Genomic DNA, 25,984 nt, shown 5'->3' on the forward strand with positions numbered 1-25,984 from the left:
GGCTTGCGCATCGAAGATTAGGTCAGGCTAACCTAACCCGGTGTCAACCGAGGTTGCTCTCCCCATCGCCGTACCGCCCCAGCCGCCACCGCAGCAGTCGCCGTCACTGCGCCGGGCGGCGGTCGGCTGGCGCCTGACCGGGCTGGTGGTCGCGCTCGCGGTTGTTGTCCTGGTGGCACTGACGAGCCTCGCCGTCGGGGCCAAACCGATCGCCTTCGACACCGTCGTCCACCAGCTCCTGCACTACGACGGATCCGACGACGGGGTGATCGTCCGCAGCCTACGCATCCCCCGTACGCTGCTCGGACTCGCCGTCGGGGCGGCACTCGGGCTGGCCGGGGCACTGATGCAGGCGCTCACCCGCAACCCGCTCGCCGACCCCGGACTGCTCGGCGTCAACGCGGGCGCGGCCGCCGCCGTGGTCACCGCGATCGGCGTCCTCGGCGTCACCAGCCCCCTGGGGTACGTCTGGTTCGCCCTGCTCGGCGCCGCCCTCGCCGCCACCGTCGTCTACCTGCTCGGCTCCCGTGGGCGCAGCGCCGCCACCGCCGTCCGGCTGACCCTCGCCGGTACGGCGATCACCGCCGCCCTCACCGGGTACATCTCCGGACTGGTCCTGCTCGACCCGCAGACCTTCAACGGATACCGGTTCTGGTCCGTCGGCAGCCTCGCCGGCCGGGACGCGTCCGTACTCACCGCGGTCGGCCCGTTCCTCCTGGTCGGCGCGGCGTGCGCACTCGCCCTGGCCCGGCCACTGAACGCACTCGCCCTCGGCGAGGAGAGCGGCCGGGCACTCGGCGCACACCTCGGCCGTACCCGGGCAGTCGGGGTGGTCGCGGTGACCCTGCTCTGCGGTGCGGCGACCGCCGCCCTCGGACCCGTCGCGTTCGTCGGCCTGACCATCCCGCACATCGCGCGGGCCCTGGTCGGCCCGGACCAGCGCTGGATCCTGCCCTACTCGATGGTCCTCGCCCCGATCCTGCTGCTCGGCGCCGACATCATCGGCCGGGTCATCGCCCGGCCCGGCGAGGTCGAGGTCGGCATCGTCACCGCCTTCCTCGGCGCACCCGTGCTGGTCGCGCTCGTCCGCCGGACCCGGGTGGCCCAGCCATGACCGCCGCACCACCCGAACCCGCCACCGTGCCCGTCCCGCCGCGCACCCCACTGCCGCCGACCCGGCGGGTACGGGCCCTCGGCGGGCGGATCACCCTCCGGGTCGACCGCCGTTCGGTGCTCGTCTGCGCCACGCTGGCCCTGGTGGTCGTCGTGGTCGCGGTGTTCACCCTCGGCACCGGCGACTACCCGATCCCGGCCGTCGACGTGGTCCGCACCCTGCTCGGCCACGGCACCCCCGCGCAGGACTTCATCGTGCAGACCCTCCGGCTGCCGCGACTGCTCACCGCCGTACTCGTCGGGGTGGCGCTCGGTATCGGCGGGGCGCTGTTCCAGAGCATGTCGCGCAACCCCCTCGGCAGCCCCGACATCGTCGGCTTCGACACCGGGGCCGCGACCGGCGCACTGGTGGTGATCCTGCTCATCGGTGGCGACGGCGCACAGGTCGCCCTCGGCGCGGTGATCGGCGGAATCGCCACCGCGATGCTCGTCTACCTGCTCGCGGCCAAGCGCGGCACCCCCGGGTTCCGGCTCATCCTGATCGGCATCGCGATCGGCGCGCTGCTGCTCGCCGTCAACTCGTACCTGATCACCCGCGCCGAGCTGACCGACGCCCGCCAGGCCCATCTCTGGCTCACCGGCAGTCTCGACGGTCGGGGCTGGGAACAGGTACGACCACTCGCCGTCGTCGTACTCGTCCTGCTGCCGTTGGCCGTGATGCTCGGCCGGGGCCTGCGGATGCTCGAACTCGGCGACGAGGCGGCGCGGGCGCTCGGCGTACCGGTCGAACTGACCCGGATCGGGGTCCTGCTGGTCGGCGTCGGCCTGACCGCCACCGCGACCGCCTCGGCCGGACCGATCGCGTTCATCGCCCTCACCGCCCCGCAGTTGGCCCGCCGGCTGACCCGCGACGGCGGGCCGAACGTGCTCCCGGCCGCGTTCATGGGCGCCGCCCTCCTGGTCGCCAGCGACCTGGCCGCGCAGCGCCTGTTCCACCCCGTCACCCTGCCGGTCGGGGTGCTGACCGCCGGCATCGGCGGGCTCTATCTGGCCTGGCTGCTCGCCGGGCAATGGCGGAAGGGACTCGGATGACCGGCTCGACCAACACCCTGAACCCGGCGGCCGGCGCCGCCCCCGGCACGACCCGGCTGAGCTGCGCCGACGCCACCCTCGCGTACGACCAGCGGGTGGTCGCCGAGGCGTTGAGCGTGGCCATCCCCGACCACTCGTTCACCGTCCTGGTCGGACCGAACGGCTGCGGCAAGTCCACCCTGCTGCGGGCGCTCGCCCGGCTGCTGACCCCCCGCCGGGGCACCGTCCACCTCGACGGCCGGTCGATCCACGAACTGCGGGCCAAGGAGGTCGCCCGCCGGCTCGGGCTGCTGCCGCAGACGACCGTCGCACCGGACGGCATCACCGTGCTCGACCTGGTCGCCCGGGGCCGGTACCCGCACCAGGGGCTGCTGCGCCAGTGGTCACCGGCGGACGAGAGCGCGGTCGCGGACGCGATGGCCGCGACCAACGTCACCGACCTCGCCGGCCGGTACGTCGACGAGCTCTCCGGCGGCCAGCGGCAACGGGTGTGGCTGGCCATGGCCCTGGCCCAGCAGACCCCGATCCTGCTGCTGGACGAGCCGACCACGTTCCTCGACATCGCCCACCAGATCGAGGTCCTCGACCTGGTCGCCCGGCTCCGCGAGGAGCAGGGCCACACCCTGGTCGCGGTCCTGCACGACCTCAACCACGCCTGCCGGTACGCCACCCACCTGATCGCCATGCGCGACGGGCGGGTGGTGGCCCAGGGCCCACCGGCCGACATCATCACCGCCGACCTGGTCGAAGAGGTCTTCGGCCTGCCGTGCCGGGTGATCACCGACCCCGAGTCCGGCACCCCGCTGATCATCCCCAGAGCGCGCCGAGCCGCACGGCCGTAGTCGCTCGAACCCCCTCACCAACCGCACGTCCACTACGACTGGGAGAACCATGTCCAAGCACCTTCTGACCCGGCGCGGATTCCTGCGCGGTGCCGGCGCCACCGGCGTACTGCTCGGCCTGGCCGCCTGCGGGAACTCCGGCGACAAGCCCGGCGCCGGCGGTCCATCCGGGGCGGCGCAGCCGTTCCGGTACACCGACGGCCGTGGGATCACCGTGGACCTGGCCAGCCGGCCGCAGCGGGTGGTCGCGCAGAGCAGCGCCGCCGCCGCCCTCTGGGACGCCGGTTACCAGGTGACCGGGGTGTACGGCGAACTGGGCCTCACCGACGGCAAGCTCAACTACCAGGCCGGCAACATCGACCTGAGCAAGGTCGAGGTCGTCGGCAAGACGTGGGGTGAGTTCAACCTGGAGCGGTACGCCGCCCTGCGCCCCGAACTGCTGGTCGACCTGTCGTTCGACGACAAGACCCTCTGGTACGTCCCGGAGGCCAGTGCCGACAAGGTGTTCGGGCTCGCGCCGTCGATCGGGATGAAGATGCCCGGCCTCGACCTGCCGGCCATCATCGACAACTTCATGGCGCTCGCCGTCCAACTCGGTGCCGACCCCGACGCCGCACCCGTCAAGGCCGCCCGGTCGGAGTTCGACGCGGCGGTCGCCGACGTCAGGACCGCCGTTGCGGCAAAGCCCGGTCTGCGGGTGCTGGCCGTCTCCCGCGATGCCACCAAGCTCTACATCGCCGACCCGAAGATGCACCCCGACCTGAAGCACCTGGCGTCGCTCGGCGTCCAGTTCGTACCCACGGCGAAGCCGCTCGGCCCCGGCCAGTACTTCGAGGAGGTGAGCTGGGAGCAGGCTGCCTCGTACCCCGCCGACGCGATCATCTACGACGGCCGCGAGGTCCCCGCCATGGCCGACACCGTCAGCAAGATCGCCACCTGGACCAACCTGCCCGCGGTCAAGGCCGGTCAGGTCTACCCGTGGCAGACGGCCGCGCCGTACAGCTTCGCGGCCAACGCCCCGATCTACCGGGACGTCGTGGGCTGGCTGAACAAGGCAAAGCCGCTGGGCTGAGCGCCGTACTCCGCCGGCGGCCGGGGTCAGCGGCCCGCCGGCGGGCCGATGCCGTACGGCCGGCTGGCCGATCGCCGTACGCGACCCGCGCGGGGTCAGTGGCCGTACGGCAGGTCGATCAGCCGGTCGTCGGTGACCTCCGGTGCCGGGGCCCAGGACTCGTAGATGCCACGCTCGTAACACTGCGCGCCGCAGGCCGCCACGCTGTCCGGGTTCGGTCGGCACAGCCGCAACCGCAGCCAACCGGTCTCCTCGCCGAGGACCAGGCAGAGCACACCCCGCCAGGTGGCGTACCGGGCCCGGCGACGGACCCCCTCGACCGGGTAACGCGCCGCCCGGGTCATCGCCAGCACCCGGAACCCGCCGGGCAGGTCGGCGATCGCCTCGTACTCCTGGCCGTGGTAGTCGCCGACGAGCTGGGTGGTCCGCGCGGTCTCGCCGATCGGGAGGTACTCCTGGTCCGGCGAGATGCCCGGCACCGAGGCCAGCAGGTGCCGCCACCGCGGACCGGCCATCCGCAGCCACGCCCGCTGCTCCGGCTGGTACGTGTAGAGCACCACCTCGTCACCGGCCGGCGAGTACGCCACCAGGGCCGCGTTCGCCGGCAACGGCAGGTCGGCCATGTCCCGGGTGACGAACTCCGGGATCAGGTGCCGCCCGCTCGGGGTGAACCCGGTCCCCAGCACCGGCGGCCCGACCCGGTCGTGCGGCGGGATCGCCACCAGGCCGGCGTGCCGTTCACCACCGGGTACGTCGTAGTCGAGCGGGTCGATCGCCCGCCAGCGCAGCGCGTACGCGGCGACCTCCTGCCCCTCCCGGCCCCCCTCCGGGTCGGTACGCAGCAGCGACAGGTCCTCCGGCGTACGGAGGTGGGCGATGTCGTACTCGCGGTAGCAGAACCCGTACGGCAGCCACCCGCGCAGGTGCCCGGCGAGTTGCCGGGCGGAGAGCACCTTGACCATCGGGGTGCCCCGGCGGACCAGGGCCGAGGCGCGCACGCTCGCCAGGACCGGGTCGGCGGCGCCGGCCGTGGTCTGACTGAGCTGGTGGATGTCCGCCCAGTTCCGGGCCCGGTTCAGCGGCGCCATCAGCGGCGGCTCCAGCTCCGGGTCACCGCCCGACCTTGGTCCGTACACGGCGCTGACCTCGCTGGCGTGCACGAACCGGTGCCACGGCCGGCGGGCGTCCGGGCGCGGGTCGCGGCTGAATCCGGGCAGCTCGTCGGCGCTGAACAGCTCGTACGCCGCACCTCGGGCAAGTTCCTCGGCCGGGTGGTTGACGCCGGCGTGTGTCACCACCAGCCCGGCTGGTGCCTCGGGCACGTCCCGTGTCTGCGGGGTGACACTCATGCGCGCGACGCTAGGAGGGCTCGGTGCCGTTCAGGTAAACGCCGGGTAACCGGCAGGGAGTACGACCGAAGGATGGTCGATGCCGGCTCAACGGCCAGCCGGCGCCGACCGGGCGGCCAAGTCATGATCGGCTCTCCGGGTACGCCCGAGGTGGTCGGGGCCGGTATGTGATGCTGACGGCGATGACTGAGCCGACCGAATCCCGCCGCCAGCGGGCCGCCCGCCGGGCCGGGGAGTTCCCGCCCGCGCCCGAGCCGCTGCCCCTGCCGGTGCTGGACAGCCACACCCACCTCGACATCACCGTCACCGAATCCGGCACCCCCGGAGGACCCCCAAACGACCCCACCGCCAACCCCGCCCCCAACCCCACCGCCAACCCCACCGCCAACCCCACCGCCAACCCCGCCCCCCACCCGGACCCCCACCCGGACCCCCTTCCGGGGATCCGGTTAATCGCCTCATCGAGGTTGCCGCCGCCGCCGGGGTGGACCGGCTGGTCCAGGTCGGTACCGATGTGGAGTCGTCCCGCTGGGGCGCCGAGGCAGCCGTCAGGTACCCGGCCGTCCTCGCCACCGTCGCCCTGCACCCCAACGACGCCCCGCGCCTGCCCGACCTCGACGCGGCACTGCGCGAGATCGAGGCGCTCGCCGGCCAGGACCGGGTACGCGGCATCGGCGAGACCGGGCTGGACTTCTTCCGTACCGGCGACGAGGGGCGGGCGGCGCAGGAGGAGAGCTTCCGGGCGCACATCGACATCGCCAAGCGGTACAACAAGGCGCTGGTCATCCACGACCGCGACGCGCACGCCGAGGTCCTGCGGGTGCTCGATGAGGAGGGCGCACCGGCGACCGTTGTGCTGCACTGCTTCTCCGGCGACGAGGAGTTCGCGGCCGAGTGCGTGCGACGCGGTTACCTGCTGAGTTTCGCCGGGACGGTCACCTTCGGCAACGCGGGCGGGTTGCGCGCGGCGGCCAAGGTGACCCCATTGGACCAGCTCCTGGTGGAGACCGACGCGCCGTACCTGACGCCGACGCCGTACCGGGGGCGACCGAACGCCTCGTACCTGATCCCGTTGACGGTCCGTGCCCTGGCCGAGGCCAACGGCGCAGACCTCGACGAGCTGTGCGCGGCGATCTCCGCCAACGGAAACCGGGTCTTCGGCCCCTGGTGACAACCGGGGACCCCGTCGGTCGGGGTCAGGAGCGGCGGGCCGGCACCCTCGGCGTACGGCGTCCACCACGGACTCCCCGGGGGCGGGGGAGCGCCTCCTCGGCAGCGGCGTCGGTGGCGGTACCGGGGGTGGTACGGGCGGTCGGCCCGGTGCCGGGGCGACCGGCCGTCCACGGGGTGAGGACAAAACCGCGCTTCACGGTGAGCAGTTCCACCCCGGCGCTCCAGGACCGTACGCCGTCGATCCGGGCCAGTGTCCGGGTGGTGAACTCCAGCACGTCGGCGTGGGTCGGCAGGATCACCTCGCACATCAGCGACTCCTGCCCGAGGGTCGCCGCGACGTAGCGCACCCCGGTCAGCGCGGCGAGCTCGTGCGCCACCGCCTCCAGCCGGGCCGGGGTGACCGAGAGCCAGAACAGCAACTCCGCCTCGAACCCGAGCGCCGCCGCCGGCACCAGGGTGATCACCTGTACGCACCCGGCACCGTGGAGTGCCTCGAACCGCCGCCGTACGGTGCTCTCGCTGATCCCGAGGCCGAGCGCGACCGCGTGGAAACTGGTCCGCCCGTCGTGCCGGAGAGCGGCGACGATCCGTTCGTCCACCTCGTCGAGGTGGTCCGGTGGACAGTCGTGCACCGGCGGCGTCGGCGGCCGGCCGTCGTCCCCGAGCAGCCGGCGACTCCACTCGTGGTCCGACTTGTACGTGTGCAGCAGCAGGTCGGCGATGGTCGCCTGCACCCCCGGGATCCGCTGCACCGCGCTGAGCACGCTGTGCATGCTGGTCCCCCGGGGCACCAGGAGCTCGGCGACCAGGTCGTGGGCACCGGTCAGCACGGCGACGAACCGGACCTCGGGTCGGGCGGCCAACGCCCGCGCGGTCGGGAGCTGACTGCCCGGCGTACAGCGGACCCGGACGATCAGCAGGTCGACCGGGCCGCCACCGGGCTGGGGCGCGACGGCCACCTTGACCAGCCCGCCGGCGATCAGTTGCTGGGCCCGGCGGGCCACCGTGGTCACCGAGGTCCCGATCAGCGCGGCGATCTCCGTCCAACTCGCCCGGCCGTTGACCTGGAGCGCGGCGACGATGCGTCGGTCGGTCGGGTCGAGGTCGTACGGGCCGGAAGCCATCACGCGGGGGAGACGGTCGACGGGGCGCCGGAGATCGGCGCCGCGATCGTCCGGCCGTGACGGGCGGGCATCATCGGGTTCGGTCGTTCCACGGTGACCAGCGTGGGGTACGGAACGCCGGTCAGCAACGCCGCCATGTCCGGTTTTCGGCTAGCTCGTAGGCAAAGCGGAGTTGTACGCGAGGTGTCGGATCGGTAGGTTTCCGGCGGCGGCAGCCCGAGGACCCGACCGTCACCCCCGACCGAGGTCCCGTCCCGGTGCCCGGCCACCTCGCCGGTCGCGGGAAACGCCACGACGGCGCGCCGGTCGGCGGCCCGACGCCGCACCGTAGGCTCTGGCCTCATGACCGGACTCCTCGGCCCGGCGGAGATCCGGGAACTGGCCGCCCGACTCGGCGTCGCGCCGACCAAGAAACTGGGCCAGAACTTCGTCCACGACCCCAACACCGTCCGCCGGATCGTGGCCGCAGCCGAACTCACCCCGGACGACGTGGCCCTGGAGGTCGGCCCGGGACTGGGCTCGCTCACCCTCGGACTGCTCACGGCGGCCGCGCACGTACACGTGGTGGAGATCGACCCGACGCTGGCCGCGGCGCTGCCGGCGACCGTCGCCGACCGGGCCGGTGCCGCCGCCGACCGGTTGACCGTGCACCGCGCCGACGCGCTGCGGATCACCGCCGCCGAACTGGCCGAGCCGGCACCGACCGCGCTGGTCGCGAACCTGCCGTACAACGTGGCCGTGCCGGTGGTCCTGCACCTGCTCGCCGAACTGCCCACCCTGCGCCAGGGACTGGTGATGGTGCAGAAGGAGGTCGCCGACCGGCTGGTCGCCGGTCCCGGCTCGAAGACGTACGGCATCCCGTCGGTCAAACTCGCCTGGTACGCGACCGCGCGGGGCGCCGGCAAGGTCCCGCCGAACGTCTTCTGGCCGGTGCCGAACGTCGACTCCGGCCTGGTCGCCTTCACCCGCCGGGAGCCGCCCCGCACCGACGTACCCCGGAAGAAGGTTTTCGCGGTGGTGGACGCGGCCTTCGCGCAGCGCCGCAAGACCCTGCGCGCCGCGCTCGCCGGCTGGGCCGGTGGCGCGGACCGGGCCGCGGCGGCGCTGATCGCGGCCGGCGTCGACCCCGGCGCCCGGGGCGAGGCGCTGACCGTCGAGCAGTTCGCCGCCATCGCCGCGTCGGCCCCGACCGACCCCGAACGTGCCGAGTAGGCTGACGCCCGTGCTGTCGACGAGGCCCCTACCGTCCCCACCCGACGTCACCCCGGCGGTGGCGCCACGGGTCCGGGGCCGTGCCCGGTGACCGAGGCATGGCGGCCCGACGACGATGAACGGTCCCGACGCGCGGCGACCGGCCCGGTCCGGGTACGCGTCCCGGCGAAGATCAACCTGCACCTCGGGGTGGGTCCGCTGCGCCCCGACGGCTACCACGAACTCAACACCGTCTACCACGCCATCGCGCTCTACGACGAGCTGACCGCCCGGCGCGGCGACACCCTCACCCTCACCATGGAGGGAGAGGGGACCGGCGAGCTGGCGCTCGACGACGACAACCTCGTCATCCGGGCCGCCCGCGCGCTCGCCGCACACACCGGCGTGCCCGCACACGCCCGGCTGCACCTGCGCAAGCAGATCCCGCTCGCCGCCGGACTGGCCGGTGGCAGCGCCGACGCCGCCGCCGCCCTGGTCGCCTGCGACACGCTCTGGGGCACCAACCTCTCCCGCGACCAACTCGCCGCGATCGCCGCCGACCTCGGCTCCGACGTACCGTTCCTGATCTTCGGCGGCACCGCGCTGGGCACCGGCCGGGGCGAGACGGTCAGCCCCGTACTGGCCCGGCCGACGACCTGGCACTGGGTGGTCGCGATCGCCGACGGCGGCCTCTCCACCCCGACCGCGTACCGGGAACTGGACCGGTTGCGCGCCGACGGTGCCGCACCCCCACCGCTGCCGAACGCCGACGCGCTGCTCGCCGCCCTGCGCCAGCGCAGCCCCGCGGTACTCGCCGCGACCCTCGGCAACGACCTGCAGGCCGCCGCCCAGTCGCTGCGCCCCGCCCTGGCGGCGACCCTCAAGGCCGGCGAGACCGCCGGTGCGCTCGCCGGCATGGTCTCCGGCTCCGGCCCCACCTGCGTCTTCCTCGCGGCCGACGCCGCCGGTGCCAGCCGGATCGCCGCCGAACTCGAGGCCGCCGGGGTCTGCCGCGCCGCCCGTACGGCCACCGGCCCGGTTCCCGGTGCCCGCGTGATCTGACCGGCCGACGGGTCCGCCACCCGCGTAGGCTTGAACTACTCCAGGCGTCCCCTCGTGCCGGCCCGACCGGCACCCGGGGCGCCTTTGATCATGGAAGGTGGGCTCGTGGCCAACATCGTCAACCTGGACCGGGCGTCCAAGGGCTATGGCGCGGCCGGGCAACTGCTCACCGACGTGTCCCTCGGCCTCGACGACGCCGACCGGATCGGCGTCGTCGGGCTGAACGGGGCCGGCAAGTCGACCCTGCTCCGCCTGCTCACCAAGATCGAGGAACCGGACAACGGGCGGGTCACCCACCGCCGCGACCTGCGGGTCGCCTGGCTGCCGCAGACCCTCAACCTGGACGCCGAGGCGACCGTACGGGACGTGGTGCTCGGCACCGCCTGGCTGGACCAGAGCATGGGCGCCGAGCACGAGTGGGCCGGCGACGCCGGAGTCCGGGGCATCCTCGACGGGCTCGGCATGCCGTACCTCGGGCTGGACCAGCCGGTCGGACCGATGTCCGGCGGTGAACGGCGCCGGGTCGCGCTCGCCGCGCTCCTGGTCCGTACCGCCGACCTGCTGATCCTGGACGAACCGACCAACCACCTCGACGTGGCCGGGGTCGACTGGCTCGCCCGCCACCTGGTCAACCGCCGGGGAGCACTCGTGGTCGTCACCCACGACCGCTGGTTCCTCGACGCGGTCTGCACCACCACCTGGGAGGTCGGCGACCAGACCGTACGGGCCTACGAGGGCGGGTTCGCCGCCTGGACGCTGGCCCGGGTGGAACGGGAACGGGTCGCCGCCGCCACCGAGGCCCGCCGGCAGAACCTGCTCCGCAAGGAGATCGCCTGGCTGCGCCGGGGACCGCCGGCCCGGACCTCGAAGCCCCAGTTCCGGATCGACGCCGCGAACGCGCTGATCGCCGACGTGCCACCGCCGCGCGACACCATGTCACTGCAACGGATGGCCACCTCCCGGCTCGGCAAGCAGGTGTACGACCTGGAGAACGTCACCCTGATGGCCGGACCGAAACTGATCCTCGACGACCTCACCTGGCAGGTCGGGCCCGGCGACCGGATCGCGATCGTGGGCGCCAACGGGGCCGGCAAGACCACGCTGCTGCGCCTGCTGGCCGGCGTACGCGAACCGGAGAAGGGCCGGATCAACACCGGTTCCACCGTACGGCCGGCGTTCCTCTCCCAGGAACTCTCCGAGCTGCCCAACCAGTTGCGGGTGCTCGAAGCGGTCGAGGAGGTGGCCCGGCGGGTCGTACTCGGCGACCGGGAACTCGGCGCGTCGCAGCTCGCCGAGGTGTTCGGTTTCGACGACCGTCGACTCTGGACCCCGGTCGGGGACCTCTCCGGTGGTGAACGCCGCCGGTTGCAGATGCTCCGGCTGCTCGCCGCCGAGCCGAACGTGCTCCTCTTCGACGAGCCCACCAACGACCTCGACACCGACACCCTGGCCGCGCTGGAGGACCTGCTCGACTCCTGGCCCGGCACGATCATCGTGGCCAGCCACGACCGGTACCTGATCGAACGGGTCACCGACGTGGTCTACGGCATGTTCGGCGACGGCCGGCTGATCCACCTGCCCGGCGGCGTCGACGAGTACCTCGCCCGCGCCGAGGCGGGCCAGGGCGGCCGGACCCAGACGGCGACCGTCGCCTCCACGACCGCCGCGCCGGTGGACGCGAACGGGGCCGGCGGCACCGGCGACGGAGCCGGTACGCCCCACCTCAGCGCCGCCGAGGTACGGGTGGCGAAGAAGGAACTGAGCAAGCTGGAGCGGCAGATCGGCAAACTGGACCAGCGCGAGTCGGCGCTGCACGACCAGATGGCCGAGCACGCCACCGACTACGCCAAGGTCGCCGAGCTGGACGGCCAACTGCGCGCCGTACGGGCCGAGCGGGAGCAGATCGAGGAGAGCTGGCTGTCCCTCGCGGAGCAGGTGCCGGGGTCCTGACGTCGGGCGCCCCGGCGGTGGGGGCCGGGCGTGTGCGGCGTCACACCGCCGCATGCGGGACAATGGTTGACGACCCCCACCGGCACGGCGTTGGAGAGTTACGACTATGGCCCACAACCCCGTCAACCACCCCGCGCGCCCGATCTACCGGGCGATCGGCGGCCTGACCGGTCTATACCTGGTCATCTTCGGTGTCCTCGGCCTCATCGAGACCGGTGGCAGCGAAGCGTTCGCCCAGGACGAGACCACCACGGTGCTCGGCCAGGGCACCAACCTCGGCCACTCGGTGCTCGCCGTGGTCCTCGGCATGATCGTCCTGATCGCCACCGGCCTGGGCCGCAACATCGACGCCGCGGTCAACAAGTGGTTCGGCTACCTGCTGATGGCGGTCAGCCTGGCCGGCCTCGCGGTGATCCGTACGGACGCCAACTACCTCAACTTCAGCATCGCCGGAGTCGTGGTCACCATGCTCGTCGGGCTGGTCCTGCTGATGGCCGGCATGTACGGCCGGGTGGGCTCCGAGGACGAGGCGCAGGCCTGGCGGGACGGGCGCCTGGTCCTCTGAACCGGGACGGGCGCCGGGTGCGCTGACCGGGGCTGATCCGTGTTCGCCGGAAACCGCCTCCTCATCTGGGTGACAATTCGGAAGAATCATCACCCGTACGGGAGGAGAAGTCGGTGGCGCACATCCCCATCAACCACCCGGCGCGCACGCTCTACCGGGTCATTTCCGGGCTCGTCGGCCTCTACATCCTGATTTTCGGGATCTTCGGGATCGTCGAGACCGCCGGCGAGTCGCTCTTCGCCCGAGAAGGCAACTACGCCCTCGGTCTGCGTACCAACCTGGCGTTCTCGCTGGTGTCGGTGGCCTTCGGGATCGTGATCATGATCGGCGCATCCCTGCGGGGCAACCTCGGCCACTTCATGAACCTGACCGCCGGGGTGGTCTTCCTGGTCGTCGGACTGGTCATGCTCAGCGTGCTCCAGACCGACGCGAACATCCTCAACTTCTCCGTCGCCACCGTCGTGGTGTCGCTGATCTTCGGCCTGATCACGCTCGCCACCGGTCTCTACGACAAGATCGGACCACCGGAGCGCGCAGCGGCGGAAAGCCGATACCGGCGCGCCGCCTCCCCGGACAGCCAGCCCGGCTGACCCCGGCGACAACCGTCCCGCCGACCGCCGGGCTCAACGCCCCCGGCCGGTCAGCAGGGTCGGCTTCGCCTCCAGGTGGGACAGCCCGTGCCAGGCCAGGTTGACCAGGTGCGCGGCCACCGTCTCCTTGCGCGGCTTGCGTACCTCCAGCCACCACCGACCGGTCAGGGCCACCATGCCGACCAGCGCCTGCGCGTACAGCTCGGCCAGCTTCGGGTCAAAACCACGGCTGGAGAACTCCGCACCCAGGATGTGTTCCACCTGGTGCGCGACGTCGTTGAGCACGCTGCTGAAGTTCCCGGTCGCCGACATCACCGGCGACTCGCGTACCAGCACCCGGAACCCGCTGGTCTCCTCCTCGATGTAACTCAGCAGCGCCAGCGCGGCCTGCTCCAGCAACTCGCGGGGATGACCGGCGGTCAGCGCGGCGGCCACCCGGTCCAGCAGGGCCCGGACCTCCCGGTCGACCACAACCGCGTAGAGGCCTTCCTTGCCGCCGAAGTGCTCGTAGATCACCGGCTTCGACACCTTGGCCCGCGACGCCACCTCCTCTATGGAGGTGGCGTCGAAACCCCGCTCGGCGAAGATCTGCCGCCCGATGGCGATCAGTTGCTCGCGGCGCTGCGCCGCTGACATCCGTACCCGGGAAGATGGTTTGGTCGGCGCCGCCGGCGGTCGCCCACGCCCGCTGCCCCCGCTGCTGCTCGGGCTCTCTGTCACCCGGCCATCCTGCCAGGTGGCGGCTTCCGGCACGGTGCCCGGCGCGGCGCGGTCACTGTGGCGCGGCCGGTTTCACCAGTTTCGCCGCGATCCGCTCCGGCTTCGGCCACCGTACGTCGAACGCCGCACCGGTCTTTTCGAAGATCCAGATCACCCGTGCCGAAATGTCCACCTGACCGCGCAGCACCCCGTGCCGGGCGCAGGTCGGGTCGGCGTGGTGCAGGTTGTGCCAGCTCTCGCCGAAGGAGAGGATCGCGAGCGGCCAGAAGTTCGACGCCTTGTCACCCTGGCGCACCTCGAACGGGCGCTCCCCGTAGACGTGGCAGACCGAGTTGATCGACCAGGTCACGTGGTGCAGCAGCCCGACCCGGACCAGACCGGCCCAGAAGAACGCGGTCAGCGCGCCCTGCCAGGACCAGGTGACCAGGCCACCGATGGCGGCCGGGGCGAGCAGCGAGATGCCCACCAGCAGCGGGAAGAGGCGGTCGACCCGGCTGATGTCCTTGTCCGCCAGCAGGTCCGGGGCGAACCGTTCGCGGTTGGACAGCTCGCGGTGGAACAGCCAGCCCATGTGGGCGAAGAAGAGACCCTTGGTCAGACCCCAGACGCTCTCGCCGAACCGCCACGGCGAGTGCGGGTCGCCCTCCACGTCGGAGAAGGCGTGATGGCGGCGGTGGTCGGCCACCCACTGGGTGATGTTGCCCTGGACCGCGAACGAACCCGCGACCGCCAGGGTGACCCGCAGCCACCGCTTGGCCTTGAACGAGCCGTGGGTGAAGTAGCGGTGGAAGCCGACCGTGATCCCGATCCCGGCGACCACGTACCAGACCGCGGCGATCGCGACGTCGGTCCAGGTCAGCCAACCGCCCCAGGCCACCGGAACGGCGGCGATCAGGGCGATGAACGGCACGATCACAAAGGACCAGAGGGCGATCAGGATGCCCGTCTGCTGCTTACCTTCGGTGAGCGGCTTCGGGCCCTTTTCGGTGGCTTCCGTGGGCGGTCCGGTCAGGGTGGTCGACATGGCACCTCGCTGGGCGGAGACGGGGACGAGATCGGTAACTTACGCCTACGTCACCGTAACCTACGCTCCCGTAACTCGCCATGGGTGCGTTCCTGGCAGTTCCCTACGGGGTCTTGACGAAACCTGTCGTACATGCGTACTAACTTGCTGCTCATGACCGACAATCTCGCCGCCGAGGCCCGGCGGCTGCGTACCGTCGAGGGCCTTTCCGTGGCCCAGATCCGGGCCCGCCTGGGCATCGGCAAAGACCGGCTGTACGGGCTGCTGCGCGGTGTCCCGGCACCGGAGTGGACCCGACGGCCGAACGCCAAGGACGAGTTGCGCGACCGGGCGGTGCGGTTGCGGGAGGATGGCTGGTCGGTCACCGACATCGCCACCGAACTCGGCGTCGCCAAGTCCACCGCCTACCAGTGGGTCCGCCACCTGCCGCTCGACCCTGATTCGCCGCAGGTGAAGGAGCGGCATGCGGGGGCGAACCTGCTCCGGGCGACGAAGGCGGAGCGGCGGCGGGATGCGGTTGCGGACCAGGAGGACGCGCTGCGCCTGCGGGCGCAGCAGTGGACCGGTGACCTCAACCTGCGCGAGCTGATGCTGGTCGGCGCGATCATGTACTGGTGTGAGGGTGCCAAGAACAAGCCCCACCGTAAGCAGTACGAACTGGCCTTCGTGAACAGCGATCCTCGGCTGGTGGAACTCTTCCTGCGGTTCGTGGAGGCGACCGGGAGGAGCCGGGCCGAGTTGCGTTACCGGCTCAGCATCCACGAGACCGCGGACGTGGCCGCCGCGGGCCGGTGGTGGGCCGAGCGGCTGGGGATCGAGCAGGCGTTGTTCGGGGCGCCACAGATCAAGCGGCACAAGCCAAAGACGAACAGGCGCAACACCGGCGCCGACTACCACGGCTGTCTGGTCGTCCGGGTGCCGCGGGCGCGGGAACTATATGTGTGGATCGAAGGACTGACAGCTGGCACTGTGGCTGGAGTGACGCCCGCTGGCTTCACCCGAGAGGTGGCCTCGGGTTAGGCTGAACGAGTCACGATCGGCCGTGGTGTAATTGGCAACACGTCGCCCTTTGGAGGCGATTTTCTAGGTTCGAGTCCTAGCGGCCGAGCTGTTCCCTTAGTCCGTTTTGTTCGGTTCAAGGGAACCCCGCGACCGGTTCCGGTGGCGCGGCTAGCATGGGGCCGCAGACTGCCAACCGTTCTGACGGGAGCTCCCTCGTGTCCCAGCCCCGCGTCCGCACCGTAGTCGTCCTCGCCGCAGGCGAGGGCAAGCGGATGAAGTCGGCACTGCCCAAGGTGTTGCACCCACTGCTCGGCCGTACGTTGGTCGGTCATGTGCTGGCCGCCGCCGCGCCGTTGGCCCCGGACCACACCCTGGTCGTGGTCGGACACGGCGCCGACCAGGTCACCGGGCACCTCGCCGAGGTCGCCCCCGACGCCAACGCGGTCCTCCAGGCCGAGCAGCGTGGCACCGGGCACGCCGTCCGGATCGCCCTCGACGCCGCCCCCGACCGGGCCGGCACCGTGATCGTGATCAACGGCGACGCCCCCCTGCTCCGGCCGGAGACCGTGGCCGCGCTGGTCGAGGCGCACGAGACGGCCGGTGCCGCGGCCACCGTGCTCGCCGCCGAGGTGCCCGACCCGACCGGCCTGGGCCGGATCGTCCGGGACGAGGTCGGGCGACTGGAGCAGATCGTGGAGGAGCGCGACGCGACCCCCGCGCAGCGCGCCATCCGGGAGATCAACGCCGGCATCTATGCCTTCGACGCGGCCCGGCTGCGGGACACGCTCGGCAAGCTGTCCACCGACAACGACCAGGGCGAGGAATACCTCACCGACGTCTTCGGGCTGTTCGCCGCCACCGGTGAGCCGGTGGTCGTGCACGTCGCCGCGGACGCCACCGAGACCCTCGGGTGCAACGACCGGGTCGAGCTGGCCGCGCTGCGGCAACTGCTGCGCGACCGGGTGAACACCGGCTGGATGCGTGCCGGGGTGACCCTGCTCGATCCCGCCACCACCTGGATCGACGTCACGGTGACCCTCGACCGGGACGCGGTGGTGGACCAGAACACCCAGCTGCGCGGTGCGACCTCGGTCGGCACCGGTGCGGTTGTCGGCCCGGACGTGACGCTGATCGACACGAGCGTCGGCGCCGGTGCGACCGTACTGCGCAGCCACGCGGTGAGCGCGGTGATCGGTGACCGGGCGAGCGTGGGACCGTACGCCTACCTGCGGCCGGACGCCCGGCTTGCCGAACAGGCCAAGGTGGGTACGTTCGTGGAGGTGAAGAACTCCGAGGTCGGCGCGGGCGCCAAGGTGCCGCACCTGTCGTACGTGGGTGACGCCACCATCGGTGCCAGGGCCAACATCGGCGCGGCGACGATCTTCGTCAACTACGACGGGGTGGCCAAGCACCGCACCACGGTCGGCGAGGCGGCCTTCGTCGGTTGCGACACGACCCTGATCGCCCCGGTCGAGGTCGGCGCGGGTGCGTACGTGGCGGCCGGCAGCGCGATCGACTCCGACGTGCCCCCGGGCGCGCTCGGGGTGGCCCGTGGCCGGCAGCGCAACATCGAGGGTTGGGTGGCCCGTCGACGGGCCGGTACCCGGTCGGCGGAGGCGGCGGAACGGGCCCAGGCCGCAGCGGCGGAACGCGCACTGTCCGGTGCCGACGGCGCAAGCCAGGGTGAGGCAATCCACGCGGCGGCCGATGCGGGTGGCGTCGGCCCGGCCAAGGGAGATACTGCAACCGAATAGTCCCTGGTCCACCGCCGGGAACCACCGACCAACGGGAGCAGACGAGCCGATGGGCAGCATCGTCGCCGAAAACCGCAAGAGCCTGATGCTCTTCTCCGGGCGGGGCTTCCCGGAGTTGGCGAAGGAGATCGGCGAGGTACTCGGAGTGGCGCCCACGCCCTCCGATTCGTACGAGTTCGCCAACGGCGAGATCTTCGTACGGTTCAAGGAATCGGTACGTGGTTCGGACGCCTTTGTCGTCCAGTCCGTCACGCACGGGGTGAACCGGTGGGTGATGGAGACGCTGATCATGGTCGACGCGCTGAAGCGCGGTTCGGCCAAGCGGATCACCGTGGTCCTGCCGTTCTATCCGTACGCGCGGCAGGACAAGAAGCACCGGGGGCGGGAGCCGATCTCGGCCCGGCTGGTGGCGGACCTGCTCAAGACCGCGGGTGCGAACCGGATCCTCACCGTCGACCTGCACACCGCACAGATCCAGGGTTTCTTCGACGGGCCGGTGGATCACCTGTTCGCGATGGACATCCTGGCCGAGTACGTCGAGCGCCAGTACGCCGGGCGGCCGATGACGGTGGTCGCGCCGGACTCCGGCCGGGTACGGGTCGCCGAGCGGTGGACGGACCGGTTGGGTGGTTGCCCGCTGGCGTTCATCCACAAGACCCGTGATCCGATGAAGCCGAACCAGGTGGTGGCGAACCGGGTCGTCGGTGACGTGGAGGACCGGGTCTGCCTGATCGTGGACGACATGATCGACACCGGTGGGACGATCCGCAAGGCGGCGGACATCCTGTACGACTCGGGCGCCTCGGACGTGATCGTCGCCTCGACCCACGCGCTGCTGTCCGACCCGGCGACCGAGCGGTTGAAGAACAGCCGGATCAGCGAGGTGATCGTCACCAACACGCTGCCGCTGCCGGCGGAGAAGCAGTTGGACAAGATCACCGTACTGTCGATCGCTCCGCTGTTGGCCCGGGCGATCCGCGAGGTGTTCGACGACGGCTCGGTGACCACGCTGTTCGGTGGTCTGAGCTAGGCCGGATCCGGTCCGCGCCGGTGCTCGTCAGGGCGTCGGCGCGGTTACCCGGGGTACCGCCTGAATGCTTTGCTCGACCTCGGGTAGGATAGTGCGGTTGCCACGGCGAGGGTGCCCAGCGGGCCGCTGACAGAAGCGCCGCACGGAGGTTCCGTCATCGACGCGGTGCTCCGGGCAGTGCTCTGCACGCAAGAGCCCCAGCGAGCCCCTCGCCCCAGCACCGCCAGCCGACGTTCCGCCGTAGCGACGATATCAGGAGTTTCCCCGTGTCCGAGGTAAAGATCAGCGCCGAGCCCCGTACCGAGTTCGGCAAGGGTGGTGCCCGTCGTACCCGTCGGGCAGGCAAGGTGCCAGCCGTGCTGTATGGCCACGGTGAGGCCCCCAAGCACATCGCGCTTCCCGCGCGTGAGTTCGCCGCGGCGATCCGCCGTGGCGGCGCGAACCAGCTCTTCGCCATCGACGTGAGCGACGGCACCCAGGCGCTCGCCCTGCCGAAGGCGATCCAGCGTGACCCGATCAAGGACACCTTCGAGCACATCGACCTGCTCCTGGTCCGCCGGGGCGAGAAGGTCACCGTGGAAATCCCGGTGCAGCTCGTCGGCGAGGCGGCCCGCGACACCCTGGTCATGCCGCAGATCGACACGCTCTCGGTGAGCGCCGACGCGACCCGCCTCCCGGACCACCTCGACCTCTCGATCGAGGGACTGGGTGCCGGCTCGCAGATCACCGCCGGTGACGTGAAGCTGCCCGAGGGCGTCGAGCTGATCGCCGACCCGGAGCAGGTGCTCGTGGTGATCACCGGTGCGCCGACCGCCGAGCAGCTCGAGGCCGAGGGTGCCGGGGTTGTCGAGGAGGCGCCGGCCGAGGAAGCCGAGGAGGCTGCCGAGGGCGAGGAAGCCGCCGAGGGCGGGACCGCCGAGGCGAACGAGGCCGAGGCTCCGGCCCAAGCCTGATCGATGTCGTGACGCAGGCGCCCCCGACGAGGTCGGGGGCGCCTGTTCCGTACTGCTGACACGCAGGGGAGACGGGTGTGGCGGACGAGGCGGAGCCGTGGCTGGTCGCCGGGCTGGGCAACCCCGGCCGGGAGTACGCGGGTAACCGGCACAACGTCGGGTTCATGGTCGCCGACCTGATCGCTTCCCGGATCGGGGCGAAGTTCGGCCGGCACAAGCGGGCGGTCGCCGATGTCGCCGAGGGGCGGCTGGGCTTCGGCGGTCCGAAGCTGGTGCTGGCGAAGCCGCTGACGTACATGAATCTTTCCGGTGGTCCGGTGGTGGCACTGGCGCAGTTCTACAAGGTGCCGGCGGTGCAGGTGATCGCGGTCCACGACGAGCTGGACATTCCGTACGGGCAGCTCCGGGTGAAGGTCGGTGGCGGCGAGGGCGGTCACAACGGGCTCCGGTCGATGTCGAAGTCGCTGGCGACGAAGGACTACGTCCGGGTACGGGTCGGCGTCGGGCGACCGCCGGGGCGGCAGGATCCGGCGGACTACGTGCTCTCGGACTTCTCTGCCGTGGAGCGCAAGGAGCTGGACTTTCTGGTCGATCGGGCGGCCGATGTGGTGGAGTCGGTCATCCTCCGGGGAGTGGAGTGGACGCAAAACGCGTACCACAGCGCCTGACCACCACGAGGTCGGCGGTAGTGTGCCGCAGAGGGTGGGGAGGCGGGTTCCGTCAGCGAGGAGGCGGTCAGTGATCGTGTGTGTTGTGGTTCTCGAGGCCGCCCTGACTCCGGGAGTCCGCTGATGGCCACGCCGCCGGTGATCGACGGTGCCTTCGCCCGCTGGTTGGCGGCCCGGGCCGGGGATGCGCTGATGGAGTTGCGGACCGAGTTGGGGCACGCGGATCCGGGGGCGCTCAAGGCGGCCGGGGACAAGGTCTCGCACGATCTGCTCCGTACCGAGTTGGCCCGTTGGCGGCCGGCGGACGCGGTGCTCTCCGAAGAGGACGACGGGGCGCGGCGGGCCTGGTCCGCCGATCTGGGTCCGGCGGCGCCGCCGAGGATCACCGCCGACCGGGTGTGGATCATCGACCCGCTGGACGGGACGCGGGAGTTCTCCGAGGAGGGCCGGTCCGACTGGGCGGTGCACGTGGCGCTCTGGGCGCGTACCGCGACGAGCGAGCACGGGCTGGTCGGCGGGGCGGTGGCGTTGCCGGCCCAGCACCGGGTGCTGGGTACGGACCATCCGCCGGCGTACCCCCCGATGACGTTGCTGTCCGCGACCGCGCCGGGCGCGCGGACGATCCGGTTGGCGGCGAGTCGGAGTCGGCCGCCGGCGTTCCTGACCGAGTTGGCGGACGAGGTCGGTGCGGAGTTGGTGCCGATGGGGTCGGCCGGTGCGAAGATCGCGGCGGTGATCAGTGGTGAGGTCGACGCGTACGTGCACGCGGGCGGGCAGTACGAGTGGGACTCGGCCGCGCCGGTGGCTGTGGCGACGGCCACGGGGCTGCACGCTTCCCGAATCGATGGTTCTGCGTTGAAATACAACGAGGCCGATCCCCGGTTGCCGGACCTGGTGGTCTGCCGGAAAGATCTTGCGACCCGGCTGCTGGCAGCGCTGCGGCGGCATCTCCGGGTAGCCTAGGCACCAGTTTTCTCGGCTTGACCGACCGGAAAGGTCTGGAATGCGCATGGGTGGCGGCGGATGCAGCGGACGCGCGGCATGAACGGCACGGCGGCGTACCGGGTGTCGCATCTGGATGCGCTCGAGGCGGAGAGCATCTTCGTCATGCGTGAGGTGGTGGCCGAGTTGGAACGCCCGGTGTTGCTGTTCTCGGGTGGCAAGGACTCGATCGTGATGTTGCGGTTGGCGCAGAAGGCGTTCGCGCCGGCGCGGATCCCGTTTCCGGTGATGCACGTCGACACCGGGCACAACTTCGCCGAGGTTCTCGACTACCGGGACCGGCGGGTGGCGGAGTTGGGTTTGCAGTTGGTGGTGGCGAGTGTGCCGGAGGCGTTGGAGTCCGGCCTGGTGCGGGAGTCCGCCGACGGGATGCGGAACCGGATCCAGACGCCGGTGTTGTTGGCGGCGGTGGAGAAGTACCGGTTCGATGCGTTGTTCGGGGGTGCGCGTCGGGACGAGGAGAAGGCGCGGGCGAAGGAGCGGGTGTTCTCGTTCCGGGACGATTTCGGGCAGTGGGATCCGAAGAACCAGCGGCCGGAGTTGTGGTCGTTGTACAACGGGCGTCATCATCCGGGTGAGTCGATCCGGGTGTTCCCGTTGTCGAACTGGACCGAGCTCGACATCTGGCACTACATCGCCAGGGAACAGTTGTCGTTGCCGTCGATCTACTACGCGCACGAGCGTGAGGTGATCGAGCGGGACGGGATGCTGTACGCGGTGAACGAGTTCATCGCGCCCCGTGGCGCCGAGGAGCCGTTCGTGACCCTGGTGCGGTACCGGACGGTCGGTGACGCCTCGTGCACCGCCGCGGTCCGGTCGGTCGCCGACACCGTGGAGTTGGTGATCGAGGAGGTCGCCGCGACCCGGATCACCGAGCGTGGGGCGACCCGTGGCGACGACCGGGTCAGTGAGGCCGCGATGGAAGACCGCAAACGGGAAGGCTACTTCTGATGAGCACCACGGCGGTCACCGTCACCGAGACCGGGCCGGTCGAGGGTCGGGCGATGGACCTGTTGCGTTTCGCGACGGCGGGCAGTGTCGACGACGGTAAGTCGACCCTGATCGGCCGGCTGCTCTACGACACGAAGTCGCTGTTCACCGACCAGTTGGCGGCGGTCGAGGCGGTCTCCGCCGCGCGTGGGGACGAGTACACGAACCTGGCGTTGCTGACCGACGGCCTGCGGGCGGAGCGGGAGCAGGGCATCACCATCGACGTGGCGTACCGGTACTTCGCCACGCCGAGGCGGAAGTTCATCATCGCCGACACCCCCGGGCACATCCAGTACACCAGGAACATGGTCACCGGGGCCTCGACCGCCGACCTGGCGCTGATCCTGGTCGACGCCCGCAAGGGTCTGGTCGAGCAGTCCCGCCGGCACGCGTTCCTCTGCTCCCTGCTGCGGGTCCCGCACCTGGTGCTGTGCGTGAACAAGATGGACCTGGTCGACTGGTCCCAGGACGTCTTCGAGCGGATCTCCGACGAGTTCACCGCCTTCGCCGCGAAACTCGAAGCCCCCGACCTGACCGTGGTCCCGATCTCCGCGTTGCGCGGCGACAACATCGTCACCCGGTCCGAACACACCCCCTGGTACGAGGGCCCGTCGCTGCTGCACCACCTGGAACGGGTGCACATCGCCTCCGACCGGAACCTGGTCGACGTACGGTTCCCGGTCCAGTACGTGATCCGCCCCCAGTCGACCACCATCACCGACTACCGCGGGTACGCCGGACAGGTCGCCTCCGGCGTACTCAAGCCGGGTGACGAGGTGATGGTCCTCCCGTCCGGGTTCACCAGCAGGATCGCCGGCATCGAGACCGCCGACGGACCCGTCGCCGAGGCGTTCCCCCCGATGTCGGTCACCGTCCGGCTCACCGACGAGATCGACATCTCCCGCGGCGACATGATCTGCCGGCCGAACAACGCCCCCGCCGTCGCCCAGGACATCGAGGCGATGATCTGCTGGATGGACGAGAGCACCCCGCTGCGCCCCGGCGCCAAGTACGCCATCAAACACACCACCCGTACCGCCCGAACCGTCATCCGCGAACTGCACTACCGCCTCGACGTGAACTCCCTGCACCGCGACGAGACCGCCACCGAACTCGGACTCAACGAGATCGGCCGCGTCCGCCTCCGCACCACCGTCCCCCTCCTCGCCGACGAGTACCGGCGCAACCGCACCACCGGCGGTTTCATCCTCATCGACGAGACCACCAACCGCACCGTCGCCGCCGGCATGATCGTCGACACGGCCTGACGCGTAGGCAAAGGGGCCCTTTCCGTCGCGCTGGCGACAGGAAGGGCCCCTGCTCGCATCTCAGCCGAGGCGGTGGGCGCCGGGGGAGGGGATGGCGGGGAAGGCGCGGGGTGGGGTGAAACCCCGGGCGGCGTACGCCTCCGTGACGGCGGTGGCTACTGCTTCGACCCGGTTGGTGTCGACCAGGGCCAGTACGCAGCCGCCGAAACCGCCCCCGGTCATCCGGGCGCCGTACGCCCCGGCGGACAGGGCGGCCTCGACGGCGGTGTCGATCTCCGGGACGGTGATCTCGAAGTCGTCCCGCATCGACGCGTGCGAGGCGGTCAGCAGGGGACCGATCTCGCGTACCCGACCGGCGCGGAGCAGGGCCACCGTCTCCAGGACCCGCTGGTTCTCGGTGACTACGTGGCGGACCCGACGCCGTACCACCGGGTCGTCGAGGCGGGCGAGCGTCCCGTCCAGCCCGTCGACCGTGACGTCCCGCAGGGCAGGCACACCGAGTGCGGTTGCCGCCGCCTCGCAGGCCGCCCGGCGGGCCGCGTACTCGCCGGTGACGTGCCGGTGCGGGGCCCGGCTGTCCACCACGAGCACCGCCAGCCCGGCCGCGTCGAGGTCGAACGGGATCTGCTCGACCTCGAGCGACCGGCAGTCCAGGAAGAGCGCGTGCCCGTCCCGGCACCGGATCGACGCGGACTGGTCCATGATCCCGCAGGGCATGCCGGCGTAGACGTTCTCCGCCCGCTGGGCCAGGGCCGGCCGGTCGTCCACCGGCAGGTCCAGCCCGCCGAGGTCGGCCAGGGCGGTCAGCACGGCCGACTCCAGCGCGGCCGACGAGGAGAGCCCCGCCCCCAGCGGCACGTCGGAGGCGATTGCCAGCCTGGCTCCCGGTACGTCGAAACCGGCGTCGCGCAGCGCCCAGACCACCCCGGCGACGTACGCGCCCCAGCCGGTGACCCGGCCGGGTTCGGTCACGTCGGCGAGGTCGAAGTCGATCCGCTCGCCGGACTGCTCCGACCAGACCGTCCAACCCGGCTCCGGGCGGGGCGTGACGGCCACGACCGTCTGCTGCGGCAGGGCGAACGGCAGCACGAAGCCGTCGTTGTAGTCGGTGTGCTCACCGATCAGGTTCACCCGACCGGGGGCGGCCCATGTGCCGGCGGGCTGGTCGCCGTACCCGGAGGTGAAGCCGTCGGTGGCGCGGGCGGCGACCCCGGCCGCGACCTCGCGCTGGTCGACCCGGCTCATTCGACCGGCTCGGCGAGGATGTGCGCGCGGTAGAAGCTCCATGCGTCGGTGACCATGTCGGCCAGGGTCGGCTTCGCCGGCACCCAGCCGAGTTCGGTCCGGGCCCGCTCGGACGAGGCGACCAGGGCGGCCGGGTCGCCCTCCCGGCGCGGGGCCATCTCCACCGGCAGCGGGTGGCCGGTGACCTCCCGGACCACCTCGACCACCTGACGGTTGGAGAAGCCGTTGCCGTTGCCGAGGTTGTAGACCCGGTGCTCGCCCGGCGTCGCCGCGTCCAGCGCGAGCAGGTGGGCCCGGGCCAGGTCCTCGACGTGGATGTAGTCGCGTACGCAGGTGCCGTCGACGGTCGGGTAGTCGTCGCCGAAGAGCTGCAACTTTTCCCGGCGACCGGCGACGACGTCCAGCGCGATCGGGATCAGGTGGCTCTCCGGGTCGTGCCGCTCGCCGAGCGCCCGGTCGGGGCGGATGTACGCGCCGGCCACGTTGAAGTAGCGCAGCGACACCGCGCCGAGCTGGTGTGCGATCGCCTCGGAGGTGAGGGCCATGTCGACGGCGAGCTTGGTGGCACCGTACGTGTTGGTCGGCGCCTTGGTGGCCTGCTCGGTGATCGGCAGCTCGGTCGGGTTGCCGTAGACCGCGGCGGTGGAGGAGAAGACGAACCGGGGCACACCGGCAGCGCGTACGGCGTCGATCAGCGCGAGCGAGCCGACGGTGTTGTTCTCCCAGTAGATCTCCGGTCGGACCATCGACTCACCGGCGGCGATCAGGGCGGCGAAGTGCAGCACCCCGTCGAAACCGGCGTCCGGGGTGAGCACCTGGGCGGCGTCGTGGATCCGGGCCTGGACGAAGGTCGCCTCCGGGGCGAGCGCCTCGACGTGGCCGGTACGCAGGTCGTCCAGGACGACCACCTGGTGCCCGGCGTCGATCAGGAGCCGGGTGACGATGCTGCCGATGTAGCCCGCGCCGCCGGTGACGAGCAGTTTCACGTGGTGCCCTCCCTGCCTGGCCCGCCGGGGTGTGTGCGCCGCGCACGCGAGGACCCCGGGGGGTGTGCGGGACAGATTACGGGCGTTGCCGGACGTCGCCGAACCGACGCTGTCCCACCGCGGTCCGGACCTGTCCACTGTTATCAGGTTCCACCATAATCCAACAGACTCGAACACCGGGGTCGGCGCTGGCGTGTCCCCACCCCGTACGCGTCCGGT

The 25,984-nt window shown here is 71.4% G+C and carries 24 protein-coding genes, 1 tRNA gene and 1 pseudogene; 19 read left to right on the forward strand and 7 right to left on the reverse strand.

Features of this window, described 5'->3' with window-relative positions; all coding sequences use genetic code 11:
• Positions 1–40: 40 nt before the first annotated feature.
• Genes OIE47_RS17170 through OIE47_RS17185 form a run of 4 tightly spaced genes read left to right on the forward strand, consistent with a single transcriptional unit; the run spans position 41 to position 4,119 of the window.
• Positions 41–1,114, forward strand: coding sequence for an iron chelate uptake ABC transporter family permease subunit (locus OIE47_RS17170; protein WP_326562481.1), 1,074 nt, complete (start codon positions 41–43; stop codon positions 1,112–1,114).
• Positions 1,111–2,205 (forward strand): FecCD family ABC transporter permease, encoded by a 1,095-nt coding sequence (locus tag OIE47_RS17175; RefSeq protein ID WP_326562482.1) that lies wholly within the window; start codon positions 1,111–1,113, stop codon positions 2,203–2,205. The genes OIE47_RS17170 and OIE47_RS17175 overlap by 4 nt, the downstream gene beginning before the upstream one ends.
• Positions 2,202–3,047 (forward strand): ABC transporter ATP-binding protein, encoded by an 846-nt coding sequence (locus OIE47_RS17180; protein WP_326562483.1) that lies wholly within the window; start codon positions 2,202–2,204, stop codon positions 3,045–3,047. The genes OIE47_RS17175 and OIE47_RS17180 overlap by 4 nt, the downstream gene beginning before the upstream one ends.
• 49 nt (positions 3,048–3,096) lie before the next feature.
• Complete coding sequence (locus OIE47_RS17185; protein ID WP_326562484.1) at positions 3,097–4,119, forward strand: ABC transporter substrate-binding protein; 1,023 nt, start codon at positions 3,097–3,099, stop codon at positions 4,117–4,119.
• Between the two features lie 95 nt (positions 4,120–4,214).
• Here the strand turns inward: OIE47_RS17185 and OIE47_RS17190 are convergent, their stop codons facing one another.
• Positions 4,215–5,468: a hypothetical protein gene (locus OIE47_RS17190; protein WP_326562485.1), complete on the reverse strand. Its 1,254-nt coding sequence runs from the start codon at positions 5,466–5,468 to the stop codon at positions 4,215–4,217.
• 170 nt (positions 5,469–5,638) lie between these two features.
• On the opposite strand from OIE47_RS17190, the pseudogene OIE47_RS17195 reads away from it, so the two are divergent.
• Positions 5,639–6,639, forward strand: a pseudogene (locus OIE47_RS17195) (TatD family hydrolase).
• Between the two features lie 25 nt (positions 6,640–6,664).
• Here OIE47_RS17195 and OIE47_RS17200 read toward each other — a convergent pair.
• Together OIE47_RS17200 and OIE47_RS17205 are read right to left on the reverse strand one after the other, a co-directional pair.
• Positions 6,665–7,765, reverse strand: coding sequence for an Lrp/AsnC family transcriptional regulator (locus tag OIE47_RS17200; protein WP_326562486.1), 1,101 nt, complete (start codon positions 7,763–7,765; stop codon positions 6,665–6,667).
• Positions 7,765–7,902 (reverse strand): hypothetical protein, encoded by a 138-nt coding sequence (locus OIE47_RS17205; protein WP_326562487.1) that lies wholly within the window; start codon positions 7,900–7,902, stop codon positions 7,765–7,767. The genes OIE47_RS17200 and OIE47_RS17205 overlap by 1 nt, the downstream gene beginning before the upstream one ends.
• A 205-nt stretch (positions 7,903–8,107) precedes the next feature.
• Between OIE47_RS17205 and rsmA the strand changes: the two genes are divergently transcribed.
• The 5 genes from rsmA (at position 8,108) to OIE47_RS17230 (ending at position 13,123) form a co-directional block, all read left to right on the forward strand.
• Complete coding sequence (gene rsmA / locus OIE47_RS17210; protein ID WP_326562488.1) at positions 8,108–8,977, forward strand: 16S rRNA (adenine(1518)-N(6)/adenine(1519)-N(6))-dimethyltransferase RsmA; 870 nt, start codon at positions 8,108–8,110, stop codon at positions 8,975–8,977.
• A gap of 87 nt (positions 8,978–9,064) precedes the next feature.
• The gene (locus tag OIE47_RS17215; protein ID WP_326562489.1) at positions 9,065–10,018 is read left to right on the forward strand and encodes a 4-(cytidine 5'-diphospho)-2-C-methyl-D-erythritol kinase; all 954 of its coding nucleotides are present in this window, start codon (positions 9,065–9,067) and stop codon (positions 10,016–10,018) included.
• Positions 10,019–10,123: 105 nt separating this feature from the next.
• Positions 10,124–11,968, forward strand: coding sequence for an ABC-F family ATP-binding cassette domain-containing protein (locus tag OIE47_RS17220; RefSeq protein WP_326562490.1), 1,845 nt, complete (start codon positions 10,124–10,126; stop codon positions 11,966–11,968).
• Between the two features lie 106 nt (positions 11,969–12,074).
• Entirely contained in the window at positions 12,075–12,533 is a 459-nt protein-coding gene (locus OIE47_RS17225) for a DUF4383 domain-containing protein (RefSeq protein ID WP_326562491.1), read from the forward strand.
• A gap of 113 nt (positions 12,534–12,646) precedes the next feature.
• Complete coding sequence (locus OIE47_RS17230) at positions 12,647–13,123, forward strand: DUF4383 domain-containing protein (RefSeq protein ID WP_326562492.1); 477 nt, start codon at positions 12,647–12,649, stop codon at positions 13,121–13,123.
• A 33-nt stretch (positions 13,124–13,156) separates the two neighbouring features.
• On the opposite strand, the gene OIE47_RS17235 is transcribed toward OIE47_RS17230, so the two are convergent.
• Together OIE47_RS17235 and OIE47_RS17240 are read right to left on the reverse strand one after the other, a co-directional pair.
• Positions 13,157–13,843 (reverse strand): TetR/AcrR family transcriptional regulator, encoded by a 687-nt coding sequence (locus OIE47_RS17235; protein ID WP_326562493.1) that lies wholly within the window; start codon positions 13,841–13,843, stop codon positions 13,157–13,159.
• Between the two features lie 52 nt (positions 13,844–13,895).
• Positions 13,896–14,867: an acyl-CoA desaturase gene (locus tag OIE47_RS17240; protein ID WP_326562494.1), complete on the reverse strand. Its 972-nt coding sequence runs from the start codon at positions 14,865–14,867 to the stop codon at positions 13,896–13,898.
• A gap of 153 nt (positions 14,868–15,020) precedes the next feature.
• Here OIE47_RS17240 and OIE47_RS17245 point away from each other — a divergent pair, with 153 nt between their 5' ends.
• The 9 genes from OIE47_RS17245 to OIE47_RS17285 all read left to right on the forward strand — a co-directional run bounded on the left by OIE47_RS17245 (position 15,021) and on the right by OIE47_RS17285 (position 23,534).
• Positions 15,021–15,887, forward strand: a complete 867-nt coding sequence (locus OIE47_RS17245) for a helix-turn-helix domain-containing protein (protein ID WP_326562495.1) — start codon at positions 15,021–15,023, stop codon at positions 15,885–15,887.
• 16 nt (positions 15,888–15,903) lie between these two features.
• Positions 15,904–15,975, forward strand: a tRNA-Gln gene (locus OIE47_RS17250).
• A gap of 67 nt (positions 15,976–16,042) precedes the next feature.
• Positions 16,043–17,623: a bifunctional UDP-N-acetylglucosamine diphosphorylase/glucosamine-1-phosphate N-acetyltransferase GlmU gene (gene glmU / locus OIE47_RS17255; protein ID WP_326562496.1), complete on the forward strand. Its 1,581-nt coding sequence runs from the start codon at positions 16,043–16,045 to the stop codon at positions 17,621–17,623.
• Between the two features lie 49 nt (positions 17,624–17,672).
• Positions 17,673–18,653: a ribose-phosphate diphosphokinase gene (locus OIE47_RS17260; RefSeq protein WP_326562497.1), complete on the forward strand. Its 981-nt coding sequence runs from the start codon at positions 17,673–17,675 to the stop codon at positions 18,651–18,653.
• 266 nt (positions 18,654–18,919) lie between these two features.
• Complete coding sequence (locus tag OIE47_RS17265; protein ID WP_326562498.1) at positions 18,920–19,606, forward strand: 50S ribosomal protein L25/general stress protein Ctc; 687 nt, start codon at positions 18,920–18,922, stop codon at positions 19,604–19,606.
• 77 nt (positions 19,607–19,683) lie between these two features.
• Positions 19,684–20,274 (forward strand): aminoacyl-tRNA hydrolase, encoded by a 591-nt coding sequence (gene pth / locus OIE47_RS17270; protein ID WP_326562499.1) that lies wholly within the window; start codon positions 19,684–19,686, stop codon positions 20,272–20,274.
• Between the two features lie 123 nt (positions 20,275–20,397).
• Complete coding sequence (locus OIE47_RS17275) at positions 20,398–21,237, forward strand: 3'(2'),5'-bisphosphate nucleotidase CysQ (protein WP_326562500.1); 840 nt, start codon at positions 20,398–20,400, stop codon at positions 21,235–21,237.
• 78 nt (positions 21,238–21,315) lie between these two features.
• Complete coding sequence (cysD, locus tag OIE47_RS17280) at positions 21,316–22,227, forward strand: sulfate adenylyltransferase subunit CysD (protein WP_326563138.1); 912 nt, start codon at positions 21,316–21,318, stop codon at positions 22,225–22,227.
• Positions 22,227–23,534 carry a sulfate adenylyltransferase subunit 1 gene (locus tag OIE47_RS17285; RefSeq protein ID WP_326562501.1) on the forward strand — a complete coding sequence of 436 codons (1,308 nt, stop codon included), beginning with the start codon at positions 22,227–22,229 and terminating at the stop codon, positions 23,532–23,534. Before cysD ends, OIE47_RS17285 begins: the two co-directional genes overlap by 1 nt.
• Positions 23,535–23,594: 60 nt before the next feature.
• On the opposite strand, the gene galK is transcribed toward OIE47_RS17285, so the two are convergent.
• Entirely contained in the window at positions 23,595–24,779 is a 1,185-nt protein-coding gene (galK, locus tag OIE47_RS17290) for a galactokinase (protein WP_326562502.1), read from the reverse strand.
• On the reverse strand, positions 24,776–25,765 hold the full coding sequence (gene galE, locus OIE47_RS17295; RefSeq protein WP_326562503.1) for a UDP-glucose 4-epimerase GalE: 990 nt from the start codon (positions 25,763–25,765) through the stop codon (positions 24,776–24,778). Before galE ends, galK begins: the two co-directional genes overlap by 4 nt.
• Between the last annotated feature and the right edge of the window lie 219 nt (positions 25,766–25,984).

It is taken from the genome of Micromonospora sp. NBC_01796 (assembly GCF_035917455.1).
In the GTDB taxonomy this organism is placed as follows: Bacteria; Actinomycetota; Actinomycetes; order Mycobacteriales; family Micromonosporaceae; genus Micromonospora_G.